At 71.1% G+C, this 13,473-nt stretch carries 10 protein-coding genes and 1 rRNA gene; 5 read left to right on the plus strand and 6 right to left on the minus strand.

Annotation, left to right across the window (positions count from 1 at the left end; all coding sequences use genetic code 11):
- Positions 1–208 precede the first annotated feature (208 nt).
- The 5 genes from KUM44_RS03835 to mtnA form a co-directional block, all read right to left on the minus strand.
- On the minus strand, positions 209–1,234 hold the full coding sequence (locus tag KUM44_RS03835; protein ID WP_217206252.1) for a ComF family protein: 1,026 nt from the start codon (positions 1,232–1,234) through the stop codon (positions 209–211).
- 326 nt (positions 1,235–1,560) lie between these two features.
- Positions 1,561–3,402 carry an LpqB family beta-propeller domain-containing protein gene (locus tag KUM44_RS03840; protein WP_217206253.1) on the minus strand — a complete coding sequence of 614 codons (1,842 nt, stop codon included), beginning with the start codon at positions 3,400–3,402 and terminating at the stop codon, positions 1,561–1,563.
- On the minus strand, positions 3,392–5,476 hold the full coding sequence (gene mtrB / locus KUM44_RS03845; RefSeq protein ID WP_217206254.1) for an MtrAB system histidine kinase MtrB: 2,085 nt from the start codon (positions 5,474–5,476) through the stop codon (positions 3,392–3,394). Before mtrB ends, KUM44_RS03840 begins: the two co-directional genes overlap by 11 nt.
- 1 nt (position 5,477) lies before the next feature.
- Positions 5,478–6,167 carry a two-component system response regulator MtrA gene (gene mtrA, locus KUM44_RS03850; RefSeq protein ID WP_187283109.1) on the minus strand — a complete coding sequence of 230 codons (690 nt, stop codon included), beginning with the start codon at positions 6,165–6,167 and terminating at the stop codon, positions 5,478–5,480.
- A 160-nt stretch (positions 6,168–6,327) separates the two neighbouring features.
- On the minus strand, positions 6,328–7,479 hold the full coding sequence (mtnA, locus tag KUM44_RS03855; RefSeq protein WP_217206256.1) for an S-methyl-5-thioribose-1-phosphate isomerase: 1,152 nt from the start codon (positions 7,477–7,479) through the stop codon (positions 6,328–6,330).
- A 140-nt stretch (positions 7,480–7,619) separates the two neighbouring features.
- Here mtnA and KUM44_RS03860 point away from each other — a divergent pair, with 140 nt between their 5' ends.
- From KUM44_RS03860 to KUM44_RS03880, 5 genes are read left to right on the plus strand one after another with little or no spacing between them, the layout of a single operon-like run.
- A complete protein-coding gene (locus tag KUM44_RS03860) occupies positions 7,620–8,957 on the plus strand; it encodes a glycerophosphoryl diester phosphodiesterase membrane domain-containing protein (RefSeq protein ID WP_217206258.1) in 1,338 nt (445 codons plus the stop codon).
- Between the two features lie 43 nt (positions 8,958–9,000).
- On the plus strand, positions 9,001–9,771 hold the full coding sequence (locus KUM44_RS03865; protein ID WP_254389008.1) for a DUF4129 domain-containing protein: 771 nt from the start codon (positions 9,001–9,003) through the stop codon (positions 9,769–9,771).
- Positions 9,768–10,970, plus strand: coding sequence for a DUF4350 domain-containing protein (locus tag KUM44_RS03870; protein ID WP_217206262.1), 1,203 nt, complete (start codon positions 9,768–9,770; stop codon positions 10,968–10,970). Before KUM44_RS03865 ends, KUM44_RS03870 begins: the two co-directional genes overlap by 4 nt.
- On the plus strand, positions 10,970–11,959 hold the full coding sequence (locus KUM44_RS03875; RefSeq protein ID WP_217206265.1) for a MoxR family ATPase: 990 nt from the start codon (positions 10,970–10,972) through the stop codon (positions 11,957–11,959). Before KUM44_RS03870 ends, KUM44_RS03875 begins: the two co-directional genes overlap by 1 nt.
- The gene (locus KUM44_RS03880; protein ID WP_217206264.1) at positions 11,959–13,269 is read left to right on the plus strand and encodes a DUF58 domain-containing protein; all 1,311 of its coding nucleotides are present in this window, start codon (positions 11,959–11,961) and stop codon (positions 13,267–13,269) included. The genes KUM44_RS03875 and KUM44_RS03880 overlap by 1 nt, the downstream gene beginning before the upstream one ends.
- Positions 13,270–13,386: 117 nt before the next feature.
- On the opposite strand, the gene rrf is transcribed toward KUM44_RS03880, so the two are convergent.
- Positions 13,387–13,473 (minus strand): 5S ribosomal RNA (rrf, locus tag KUM44_RS03885); the annotation flags it as partial.

The raw sequence follows: 13,473 nt of genomic DNA on the forward strand, positions 1-13,473 counted from the left end.
CTCCCCCATGGGCAAGATCTCCACCCCATGGCCGCGGGTGATTGCGCAAAACCCGTGGCACGGCATTCGGATATGACGGGGATGGCCTGCGCCTTTCCCTCACAACCGAACATATCTCGCCCGGACGGATGTCGTCACCCTCTACTGCGGCGTACCTCCGTTCAGGTGAATAGAGCCTCTCGTTACCTGCAACGATGCAAGTTCTCAGTCAGTTCCGGTTTATTTCAAAAGAATCCGGAGAAGCGGCGACCACGGCCGCGCAGATCAGGTCACCGGCATGCCCGGCACCCATGATTCCCGGCATCTCCCGCACCCGCCGCACAGCGCCCTCCGTCGATCCGGCCGTCCGTTCCTCTGTGCTTTCCCGACTTCCCGCCAGGTACACAGCCGTTGTCCGGTCACCCGTTGCCCCCTGGCCACACGCGCCGCGCTCCGCGGTCACCCATCCATACGCGTCAAACTCCTCCGCCGTTCTGCCGTATCCCCTCCTTTCCTGCGTCTCCTCCACCAGCGCCGCCCGCACGGCACGCGCCGCCTCAGCCAGGGACGCGCCCGTCGTCATGAGGTCGTCGACGAGTACGACCGGCCCCCCACCGGCAAGCAGCAGTGCTCCCCCAGGAGCCACCGTCAGCGCGCCCGCCAGATTGTCCAGCCGCTGCCGGGAGTTGAGCCCCGACTGATCGGCCACCCCACGCCCCTGCCGCAGCACGGCGAGCACCCGCGCCGGCGTCCCGGCCCGCCGCAACTCACCCGCGGCGGCGAGCGCGATCCGCCGCGCCGGATCATGCCCCCGAGCCCGTACCGCCCCACGCCCCGACGGGACCGGCACCAGGAGCACAGGCGCACGAGCATCCTCGATGCCTCGAGCCCCGCCGGCCCGTACCCGAACGCCCCGAGGCCGCACAGCCCGCCCCGACGCCCCACTGCCGTGCCCACAGGCCTCCCGAAGCCCCGCCCGCACGGCCCCCGCCAGGGCCGTCCCGAGCGGCGCCGCGAGCGCCAGCGCGCCGCGCTCCTTGTGGGCGAGCAGCACTGCCCGCGCCTCGTCCACGTACCGCACCGCCGCGTGCACGACCGGCAGCCCCGGCGGCTCCGGCACCGGTCGCACCCGGCTCGGCCCGGCCCCGCTCAGGACGGCACGGCACTCCGGGCAGAGCGCCGTGCGAGGCCTCCCGCAGCCTCCGCACTGAGCCGGCAGCACCAGGTCGGTGAGGTCCTGCCACCACCCCCGCATGCCCACCACTGTGCCAACACCCGCGGCGACCGACCACCCCTGTGGATAACTCCCTGTGGAAAACTCCGGCCTCCTCACGCAGGCCCAATCCCCGGAGCCGAACAGGCTCCCGCCCACCGCCAAACCGCATTCCCAGCCACCGCCGAACCGGACTCCCGGCCGCCACCGGCCGTATCCACCACGACCCCGCCGGACTTCCACGCACGAAAGGAGGCGGCCGCCCCCAACCGGAGTCGCACCCCGGCAGAGGCGGCCACCACACTCGCCGTCCCGAAACCCAACGCCGCCCCAGATACCCAGGGGCCGGCAGCCGGACCCAGCCGATCTCACCCCGGATAAACCGGCGCCGTCCCGTCCGTCACGACCTTCTGCCACTGCGCCCCGGAAGGCAGTCGCACGATCCCGTCCTCGGAGTAACCGATGAGCGGCAGCCGTGCGTCCTCGGACGCGGTGATCTCCTTCACGCCGCTGAGAGCCGCGGGCGCCGGCCCTTCCGGCGTGGAGCCGTCGACCTGCACGTACCGCATCGTCTGCACGCCGCCCTGCTCGCGCCCGACCACGACGAGCCGGCTGTCTCCGGCCCACGACATGGCCGTGACCTCCTCCAACTTGGGCGTCGCGGAGCGCAGTTCGTGCACCGAGACGGCCGACCGTTCCGCCTCCTTGCCGTCCCCGGTGCGTTCGATCCGCCCGATGAGCAGCGACGACTTCTCGCCCTGCTTCACCACGAGCGCGATCCGCACCCCGTCGGCGGCCACCCGCACGGACTCGATGCGCCCCTCCAGGTCCGGCGGCGTCTTCACGACCAGCGGATCGCCCACGCCATCCTTCAGCAGGAGCAGCCTGGGGTTGCGGGGATCGCGGTCGGCCACCCAGAGATCGCCCTGGGCGTCCCAGCTGGGCGCCGTCAGCCGCTCCTCCGTCGACGGGCCCGCGCTGGTCAGCTCCGGCTCGCCGAGCGGACCGCCCGACATCAGCGCCCCGACATACAGGTTCTTGCCGTCCAGGCCGACCCCGGCAGCCATGTCCTCGTCTCGCGACACGGCCACTGACTTCAGCTGCGTCTCGCCCTCGCCGAGGGCACCCGGCACGGGCTCGGGGTCCGTGTCGTTGGTGGCGGCGGCCAGCCGGGCGAGCCGGTGCTTGTCATCGAGGAAGTACAGGTAGGTGGCGCGCTGTACGGACCCGCGCGCTGCGATCTCTTCCGCCTGGTCCTCCCTGAGCTCGCACAGCTGCCTGCCCCTCGCCTCCAGCTGGACCTCGTCCACCATGGGAGTGAGGTTCTGGAGCGTGAACAGGAGCTGGGCCGCCATCTCGTTGCACTGGGTCGCTCCGACCCGGGCCGCCTTGTCGTTCAACGGCACGGTGAGCCTGTTCTGGTCGTTGGGCGTCAGCGTGGTGTCGTCGTTCTTCAGCGCCGTACCGGTGGGGAAGCTCGACCTGGCCACCGGGTCGAGCCAGCTGGTGGGGCCCTTGAGGAGGGAGCGGACCATCTGCGTCATGGGGTCCACGTTCCTGCGCACAAAGACGGGATCGGCGACGGCCGCCGTGTGCGGGGCGGTCCCGAGCTGGGTGTTCGTGGCGAAGTAGTACTTGTCTACGGACATGTAGTTGCGCTGGAAGTCGGACTTGCCCATGACGACACCGCGCGGCGGCACGTCGATGCGCCACTGCTTCGACTTCTTCTCCCGGGTGAGGTGCATCGGCTCGCTGTAGTCGCCGCTGGCGGACGCGTACGACTGCTGTGCGTCGACCGTGGCGACCTTGGTGCCGGTCAGTGTGTAGGAGAGGCTGTCGGTCTCCTCGCGGCCCCCCAGGTGCTCGACGTCGACGCCCGGCCCGTCGGCCAGCACCGTCGTGGCCTGCCGGGGCAGCCACTTGCGCGCGGCCTCGTCGGTCAGGTACTTGCGCGCGGTCTCATAGTCCGGATCGTCGCTGGTCAGCGCCTCCAGAAAGCCCGACACGATCTCCGAGGACGAGGCGTCCTCACGGGGCGGCACAGCGAAGACCCGCACCTGCGTGTCCTGGCGCGGCGTGGACTCAACGCCCCGCAGATCGCCGCTGTCGGGCATCGAGGCACACCCGGCCAGCAGTACGACGCCACAGGCGGCGTATGCCACCGTGCGCCCCGGCGTGCGCCGCGCGCGCCCCTCGCGGTCAGCGCCCACGCGATGCCTCCCCATGCTTGCTCGACTCCCCGTCCTGCCCGCCTTCCTCGCTCGGCCGCTCTTCAGCACCGGGCGGGCCGGCCATGTCATCCTGGCGCCGCGCCCCCGAGGCGGGCCGGGGAACCACCCGCGCGCCGTTGCCGGGCAGTGCCGTCGGATCGGCCTTGGGAACCGCGCTGCCCAGGCGCAACGGGATCGGGTCCCTCGTCGGCCTCGGGGGCACAGGGTCGCCCGAGGGCTGAGCGGGCACCGTCGCGGCCTTCTCACCGCCCCCGCTCGGCAGACCGGCGTCATTAAGTCCACGGTTGCGGCGCGAGTCCTTGGGTTCCAGGGGTATCGGCGAGCCCCGCAGCGGCTCGTCCGCGGTCCGCGGCAGCGTCAGCCGGAACTGCGAACCGCCGCCAGGCTCCCCCCACGCCTGGAGCCAGCCGCCGTGCAGCCGCGCGTCCTCCAGCGCGATGGACAGCCCCAGCCCCGTACCGCCCGTCGTACGCGCGCGTGCCGGGTCCGCCCGCCAGAAGCGGCTGAAGACCCGGGTCGCCTCACCGGGCTTGAGCCCGACGCCGTAGTCGCGCACGGCGACTGCCACCGCCCCACCGGCCGCGGCGAGCTTGACGACGACGTCCTTGCCCTCGCCGTGCTCGACGGCATTGACGACGAGGTTGCGCAGCACGCGCTCGACGCGGCGGGCGTCGGCCTCGGCGACGATGGGCTGCTGGTCACCGGCGATGCGTATCTGCGTGCCCTTGCGCTCGGCGAGCGGCTCGGCCCCGCTGACGACGCGTCGTACGACTTCCCTGAGGTCGATCGGCTCGGCCTCCAGCGCCGCCGCACCCGCGTCGAAGCGGCTGATCTCCAGCAGATCGGCGAGCAGCGACTCGAACCGGTCCAACTGGTCGGCCAGCAGCTCCGCCGACCGCGCGGTCACCGGGTCGAAGTCTTCGCGCGCCTCATGAATGACGTCGGCGGCCATGCGCACGGTCGTCAGCGGCGTGCGCAGCTCGTGCGACACATCGGACACGAACCGCCGCTGCATCCGCGACAGGTTCTCAAGCTGCTGGATCTTCAGTTGCAGGTTCTGCGCCATCTTGTTGAAGGCCTCGCCGAGCCGCGCGATGTCGTCCTCGCCGGTGACCTTCATCCGTTCCTGAAGCCGTCCGGCCGACAACCTCTCGGCGATGCCGGCCGCCATCCGCACGGGCGTGACTACCTGGCGCACCACGAGCCAGGCGATGGCCCCGAGCAGTACGACCACGAAGAGTCCGGCGGTGGCGAGCGTCCCCTTGACCAGGCTGAGCGATTTCTCCTCCTGGGTGAGTGGGAAGAGGTAGTACAGCTGGTACGGGTCGTCGTTGGGGGCGTTGACCTGCTTGCCGATGACCAGAGCCGGCTGTGAATCTTTGTGCGCCGCGCTCAGGTAGACGATGCGGGTGTAGCTCTGGAACGCGCCCGTAGCGCTGTCGATCCGCTCACGCAGTGCCTCGGGCACGCTCGCCGTCGGGTCGACAAGGCCGGAGCCACGCCGCCCTCGTCCGCCGCTGTCACTTCCCGCGGAGGCGGGGAGCGTCACCACCTCGAAGGCGCCCTGCCCGCCACTGGAGAGCGAGGAGACGAGCTCGGTCATCCACGAGCTGACGTTCTGGTCGAAACGCTCGTCCGCCGTCGAACCGTCGTCAGCTGTCCCGGCCGCCACCTCTTCCGCCCGCTGCTTGGCCACCGCGAACCCGCCCGCCGCCTGGCTCTGCGAGGCCTTCACCTTGGCGTCCAGAAGGCCATTGCGCACCTGCCCGATGACGACGAAGCCCAGCAGCAGGACCACGCCGAGCGACATCAGCAGTGTGGTGACGACGACCTTGAGCTGGATGTTGCGTCGCCACAGCCGCATGACCGGCAGCAGCGGCCGGCGCACCCAGCGCAGCAAGAGCCGAAGGACCGGGCTGCCCTGGACTCCGCCCTGCAGCAGCCCGCCCTCGAAAAACCGTCCCCAGCGCGAGCCCGCCTTCTTCCGGCCGACAGGCCGCTCCGGACGGTTCCCGGTCCGACCGGGGGCCGCAGCGGCACTGTCCCCGGACATGTCAGCTCGGCCCTGCCTTGTAACCGACGCCCCGGACGGTCACCACGATCTCCGGCCGCTCAGGGTCCTTCTCGACCTTGGAACGCAGCCGCTGCACATGCACGTTCACCAGACGGGTGTCGGCCGCGTGCCGGTAGCCCCACACCTGCTCCAGGAGCACCTCGCGCGTGAACACCTGCCACGGCTTGCGGGCCAGCGCGACCAGCAGGTCGAACTCCAGCGGCGTCAGCGCGATCGACTGCCCGTCCCGCTTCACGGAGTGACCGGCCACGTCGATGACGAGGTCACCGATGGCGAGCTGCTCCGGCGCCGGCTCCTCCGACCTCCGCAGCCGCGCCCGGATCCGCGCGACGAGCTCCTTCGGCTTGAACGGCTTCACGATGTAGTCATCGGCACCGGACTCCAGGCCCACAACTACGTCGACAGTGTCGCTCTTGGCCGTCAGCATCACGATCGGCACCCCGGACTCCGCCCTGATCAGGCGGCACACCTCGATGCCGTCCCGCCCGGGCAGCATCAGGTCGAGCAGCACCAGATCGGGCTTTGCCTCCCGGAAGGCGGCCAGCGCCTTGTCGCCATCGGCTACGAAAGACGGCTCAAAACCTTCACCACGCAGCACGATGCCGAGCATCTCGGCCAGTGCGGTGTCGTCGTCGACGACAAGGACTCGTCCCTTCATAAACGACATCATCCCATTCTCATAACAGTGGCGAAGGCTCAGGTGAGGTAGCTCACCGGCCAGTGACCTTAGTCGTACGCCGTCACCACTGTCTGCCCTCGGCCAGATCACGGGGTGTGACGATTGTGCAGATTTACCCCACTCTGCCCGACCTGTGGATTCGGTATCCGCCTCAGAACGTCCGCGTGACTTGCGCCGACCTGGCACACAGCTCGGCCAGCGCCTCACCCGTCACGGGCGACACGGCCCCCTCCTCGGTGACGATCGCCGTCACCAACTCGGGCGGGGTCACATCGAACGCGGGGTTGTACGCCTGGGTCCCCAGCGGAGCCAGCGGAATCCCACCCCCCGGCTCCCCTCCCGCAACCGGCACCTGAGGCGCGACGATCTCGGTCACCTCGAACCCCGGACGCTGCTCCACCTCGATGGACGCCCCGTCCGCCGTGTCCAGATCCACCGTCGTCAGCGGTGCCACCACGATGAACGGCACATGGTGGTAACGCGCGAGCACTGCGAGCGGATAGCTCCCCACCTTGTTCGCCACCGAGCCGTCGGCCGCGATACGGTCCGCCCCGATCAGCACCGCGTCCACCTCACCGGCGGCGAACAGCGAGCCCGCCGCGTTGTCCGTGAGCAAGGTGTACGCCATGCCGTTGCGCGCCGCCTCGTACGCCGTCAGACGGGCCCCTTGCAGCAACGGCCGTGTCTCGTCCACCCACAGCCGCCGCAACTGCCCGGCCCGGTGCGCCGCGAGCGCCACCGCGAAGGCCGTGCCCTCACCGCCCGACACCAGCGCCCCGGTGTTGCAGTGCGTGAGGATGCGGTGCCCACCGCCGGGCAGCAGTTCGTCCAGCAGCGCCAGCCCTCGCTCGGCCATCCGTGCGCTGGCCTCGGCGTCCTCCCCATGCAACGCCCGCGCCGCATCCAGCGCAGCAGCGGCCGCCTGCTCCGCGTCCCCGCTCCTGGCGAGCTCGGCCCGGTACGCGGCCTGCGCCCTGCGCACGCCGACGGCGAGGTTCACCGCGGTGGGCCGGGCACCCGCCAGCGCTTCTGCGGCGTCATCCACGTCGAAGCCCCGCGCGGCGGCGAGCGCGACGCCGTACGCCCCGGCGATCCCGAGCAACGGCGCCCCGCGCACGGCGAGCGAACGGATCGCCTCGACCAGCACGGGCGCGTCCGTGCAGACCAGCTCGACCTCCTCGGCCGGCAGTCTCGTCTGATCGAGAAGGACCAGTACGGGACCTTCGGGTGGTTCGTCCCATCGAATCGCCGGGATCTCCTTCGGCCTGCCGTCCTCGCCGGATTGCGCGTACTGATCAGCCATGTGGTCAGTCTGCCCCTTGTCCGGCGGACAATTGAAGGTGTCCAGCCCATACCGCGGCCGATACGTCCCCGACCGCCCCATGGCACGATGGCTGCCAACCTGCCGCCGCGACCGCGGACGGGCACCGTGAAGGAGCGACGATGAACGACACGCCGGGCTGGGCCTCGCCCGGATCCGCCGCGTCCGACGGACAGGAACCCGGCGCGTCCGGCCCTGCCGAGCCCGCAGACCGTCCCGACCCCGCGCAGCAGCCGGGAACGGACCCACAGGGCTCCGGCCCGAAGTGGTCCAAGGATCAGCCGCCCCCCGGCCAGTGGTCCGCCCCGACAGCGCCCCAGGCGCCCGGCCAGTCCCCACCACCCCCACCGCCGCCCGGCCCGGGCTGGGGAACCCACCCGCCCGCCGGCCCCGGCGGACACGGCGGCTACGGCGGTGGCCACCCGCGCTACGGCGCCCCGGGCCCAGGCCCCTGGGGACGCGGCTGGGGCGGCCCGCCGCCCGCTGCCAAGCCCGGCGTGATCCCGCTGCGCCCGCTCGGCGTCGGCGAGATCCTCGACGGCGCGGTCTCCACCATGCGCACCTACTGGCGCACGGTCCTCGGCATCTCCCTGACCGTCGCGGTTGTGACGGAGATCTTCGTCATCCTCCTCCAAGGCCTCGTCCTGAACGACCGCCTCGACACCGAGGCCCTCGACGACCCGAACGCCACCCTCAGCGAACTGACCCGTGCCACGGGCGACGCCCTGATCAGCTCCAGCGTGATCCTCCTGATCTCGGTGATCGGCGCGATCATCGCGACCGCCCTGCTCACCACGGTCACCAGCCGCGCTGTGCTCGGCAAGTCGGTGACCACCGGCGAGGCCTGGCGCGACGCCCGCCCGCAGGTACTGCAACTCTTCGGCCTGCTCTTCCTGCTGCTGCTCATGACCTTCGGCGTGGTGCTCGCGGGTGCCGTGCCCGGAATCCTCGTGGCCGCCACGGGCGCGGGCGCGGCGGGCGGAGCACTCACGATCTTCGGCATGCTCGGCGCCGGAATCGTCGCGCTGTGGCTCTGGTTCCGCTTCTCCCTCGCTTCTCCCGCGCTGATGCTGGAGAAGCAGGGCATCATGAAGTCCCTGAGCCGCTCCGCGAAGCTGGTCCGCGGCTCCTGGTGGCGCGTCTTCGGCATCCAACTTCTCGCCACGATCATCGCGAACGTCATCGCGGCGATCGTCGTCATCCCCTTCACCTTCCTCGCCGGCGCCGTCAGCGGCGACGGCGCCGCCAGCTTCCTCAACGGCACCACCGAATTCGGCTGGACGTTCCTCATCATCAGCGGCGTCGGCTCGGTGATCGGCTCCATGATCACGTTCCCGATCACCGCAGGCGTCACCGTCCTGCTCTACATCGACCAGCGCATCCGCCGCGAGGCCCTCGACCTCGAACTGGCCCGAGCAGCCGGCGTCCAGAACTACGGCACCGGCACCCCAGGGAGCTGAACAGGTGAGCTTGGCGGGGGGAGTTCTCACAACGGTGTCAGCACTGCCGGACACGGCCGCGCACGCACTGCTCGGCGTCGGCAGCAGATCGGTACAGTCGCTGCCGCGCGCCGGCGACACGTCCGTACTGGCGCTGCTGGCCCGCTCGGACGGCGAGCCGCCGCTGACCATCCCGCGCGACCCCGCGCGGGAGGCGGCCCGGCGCGAGCTGTCCAAGGGCATGTACCACGAGAACGACCCCAGCTGGTTCCAGCGTGCCCTGGACGCCTTCTGGGGCTGGGTGGAGGACCTGTTCAGCAGCACCTCGACCGTGACGCCCGGAGGACCGCTCGGCCTGGTCGTCGTCGTCCTGCTCATCGTGGCGGTCCTCGGGGCCCTGTGGTGGCGCCTGGGCACCCCGCGCCGCCAACCCACCTCCTCCGCCGCCCTGTTCGACGACCGCCCCCGCAGCGCCGCCGAGCACCGGGCCGCCGCCGAGGCCCACGCCGCCCAGGGCCACTGGAACCAGGCCGTCCAGGAGCGCATGCGCGCCATCGTCCGCTCCCTCGAGGAACGCGCACTGCTCGACGTCCGCCCCGGCCGCACCGCGGACGAGGCCGCCGCCGAAGCAGGCCGCTCACTGCCCTCCCACACGGACCGACTGCGCGCCGCGGCCCGGGACTTCGACGACGTGACATACGGCGGCAGAACCGCGACCCAACACTCGTACCAGCGCATCGCTGAGCTCGACAGCGCCCTGGAGAACACCAAGCCCCAGCTCGCGAGCAGCGCCCCTAGCACGGCCCCCAACGCCCGCCAGGGAGCCACCGAATGATCACCGAGGCAACACTCCCGTCCACCTCGGCCTCGACCACCGCCCGCCAGCTGTGGACCCGCACGCGAGGCGTCGTCGCCGCCGTCGTCCTTCTGCTCGTGGCGGCCGTCGTGATCGCCACGATCCGCTCCGACGCCCGGCACGGCACCCTCGACCCACGCTCCGCCGACCCCAGAGGCAGCAGGGCGGTCGCCGAACTCCTCGCCGACCGCGGCGTCGACACGCGCGTGGTCACCACCCTGGACGAGGCACGCGCCGCAGCTGCCCCCGACACCACCCTCCTCATCGCGACCCCCGACCTGCTGACGCACCGTCAACAGACCTGGCTGCACTCGTCGACGGCTGGCACCGGCGGCCGTACCCTCCTGGTCGCCCCCGGCAGTTGGTCCGTCGAGCGCCTCGCCCCCGGCGTCACCGCGGACCCCGCCACCAGCCTCGACTCGGACCTCGCCCCCGACTGCGCCCTGCCCGCCGCGCAGCGCGCGGGCACCGCCGACCTGGGCGGCGTCCGCTACACCACCACCCACCTCGACGCGGACGAGTGCTACCCCAGCGAGCGCCTGGCCACCCTCCTGCGCATCCCGGACCCGACCGAGGGCGGCGACACCGTCGTCCTCGGCGCGCCCGACATCCTCTACAACGACCACCTCGACGAGCAGGGCAACGCCTCGCTCGCCCTCCAACTTCTCGGCTCCCGCCCTCACTTGGTCTGGTACCTCCCCTCGCTCTCCGACACGTCGGCAGCCGACGCGGACGACGAACGCAGCTTCTTCGACCTGCTCCCCTCGGGCTGGCTCTGGGGCACACTCCAGCTCTTCCTCGCCGCAGCCCTGGCCGCCCTCTGGAGGGCACGCCGACTCGGCCCCCTGGTGCCCGAAAAACTCCCCGTGGCGATCCGCGCCTCCGAAACCGTCGAAGGCCGCGCCCGCCTCTACCGCAAATCCAACGCCCGCGACCGCGCGGCCGCCGCTCTTCGCTCCACCACCCGCACGCGCCTCGCCCCCCTCGTAGGTGTCCCCGTCACTCAGGCGCACACGCCCGAGGCCCTGCTCCCCGCCCTGTCCGCCCACCTCCACAGCCACGGAGACGGACAGGCCCTCCACACCCTCCTCTTCGGCCCGCCGCCCGGCGACGACGCGGCACTCATCTCCCTCGCCGACCAACTCGACGCCCTCGAAAGAGAGGTACGCCGTCCATGATGGACCCGACCACTGACAACGCCGGGACCACCGGGGACCCGGGCACCGCCCGGGCTTCCCTGGAAGCCCTGCGCGCCGAGATCGCCAAAGCCGTGGTCGGCCAGGACCCCGCCGTGACCGGTCTCGTCGTCGCCCTCCTCTGCCGCGGACACGTCCTACTAGAAGGAGTCCCCGGGGTCGCCAAAACGTTGCTCGTCCGGGCCCTCGCGTCCGCACTCGAACTCGACACCAAACGTGTCCAGTTCACCCCCGACCTCATGCCGAGCGACGTGACGGGCTCGCTCGTCTACGACACCCGCACCGCCGAGTTCTCCTTCCAGCCCGGCCCGGTCTTCACCAACCTCCTCCTCGCGGACGAGATCAACCGGACCCCCCCCAAGACCCAGTCCTCCCTCCTGGAAGCCATGGAGGAACGCCAGGTCACGGTCGACGGCACCCCCCGCCCGCTCCCCGACCCGTTCCTCGTCGCGGCAACGCAGAACCCAGTGGAGTACGAGGGCACCTACCCCCTCCCCGAGGCCCAGCTGGACCGTTTCCTCCTCAAGCTCACGATCCCTCTCCCCTCCCGCCCGGACGAGATCGACGTCCTCACCCGCCACGCCGAAGGCTTCAACCCGCGCGACCTGCGCGCCGCCGGCGTACGCCCCGTAGCGGGCCCCGCGGACCTGGAAGCAGCCCGCGCAGCAGTGGCCAAGACGACGGTCTCCCCAGAGATCACCGCCTACGTGGTCGACATCTGCCGAGCCACCCGAGAATCGCCCTCCCTCACCCTGGGCGTCTCCCCCCGCGGAGCCACGGCCCTCCTCGCCACCGCCCGCGCCTGGGCCTGGCTGACCGGCCGCGACTACGTCATCCCCGACGACGTGAAGGCACTGGCCCTCCCCACCCTGCGCCACCGCCTACAACTCCGCCCCGAGGCCGAGATGGAAGGCGTCACCGCCGACTCCGTGATCAACGCGATCCTCGCCCACGTCCCCGTCCCCCGCTGATGGCTCTCACCGGACGCGCCGCACTCCTCGCGGCCCTAGGCTCCCTCCCTGTAGGCATCTGGGACCCCAGCTGGACGGGCATTCTCGCGGTCAACGCCCCCCTGGTGGCGGCCTGCGCCTGCGACTTCGCCCTGGCCGCGCCCGTACGACGTCTGGGCCTCACCCGCTCCGGCGACACCTCCGTACGCCTCGGCGAGACCGCAGACGTCACCCTCACGGTGACCAACCCGTCCAACCGCCCGCTCCGCGCCCACCTCCGCGACGCCTGGCCTCCCAGCAGCTGGCAGCCCGGCACAGAGGTGGCGGCCTCCCGTCAGCGTTTGACGGTCCCCGCCGGCGAACGCCGCCGCATCACCACCCGCCTACGCCCCACCCGCCGAGGCGACCGCCAGGCAGACCGCGTGACGATCCGCTCGTTCGGCCCTCTGGGTCTCTTCTCCCGCCAGGGCACCCACAAGGTCCCCTGGACGGTACGGGTCCTCCCCCCGTTCACCAGCCGCAAGCACCTGCCCTCCAAACTGGCGCGCCTGCGTGAACTCGACGGACGCACCAGCGTCCTCACCCGCGGCGAAGGCACAGAATTCGACAGCCTGCGCGAGTACGTCCCCGGCGACGACACCCGTTCCATCGACTGGCGCGCCACAGCCCGCCAGACCACGGTCGCCGTACGCACCTGGCGCCCCGAACGCGACCGCCACATCCTCCTCGTCCTGGATACCGGGCGAACCTCCGCAGGCCGCGTCGGCGACGCACCGCGCCTCGACGCCTCCATGGACGCCGCCCTCCTCCTGGCCGCCCTCGCCTCCCGAGCCGGCGACCGTGTGGACCTCCTCGCCTACGACCGCCGAGTACGCGCCCTCGTCCAGGGCCGCACAGCCGGCGACGTCCTCCCTTCCCTGGTCAACGCGATGGCCACACTCGAACCCGAGCTGATCGAAACTGACGCCCGAGGCCTTACGGCCATGGCACTCCGTACAGCCCCCCGCCACTCCTTGATCGTGTTGCTCACAACCCTCGATGCTGCCCCAATCGAGGAGGGCTTGCTCCCGGTCCTGTCCCAGCTGACCCAGCGCCACACAGTTCTGCTGACGTCAGTAGCGGACCCCCACATCGCCCGCATGGCAACTGCACGCGGAAACACCGAGGCCGTGTACGAGGCCGCAGCAGCCGCCCAGGCCCAGACCGAGCGCCACCGTACGGCCGAACAACTCCGCCGCTACGGCGTTACGGTCGTCGACGAGACACCCGAAGAACTCGCGCCGGCGCTAGCGGACGCCTATTTGGCCCTCAAGACGGCAGGACGCCTGTAATGAGCGGAATTGAAGGGGAGCTCCCCTACGGAGCTCCCCCAAGCCAATCGATGCAGGAGCCGGAAATGCAGAAAGCCCCCGAACCGGTATCCCCGGCCGGGGGCTATCTCAAAATTTGTTCGGCGGCGTCCTACTCTCCCACAGGGTCCCCCCTGCAGTACCATCGGCGCTGTAAGGCTTAGCTTCCGGGTTCGGAATGTAACC

The organism is Streptomyces sp. AC550_RSS872 (assembly GCF_019049285.1).
Taxonomy (GTDB): domain Bacteria; phylum Actinomycetota; class Actinomycetes; order Streptomycetales; family Streptomycetaceae; genus Streptomyces.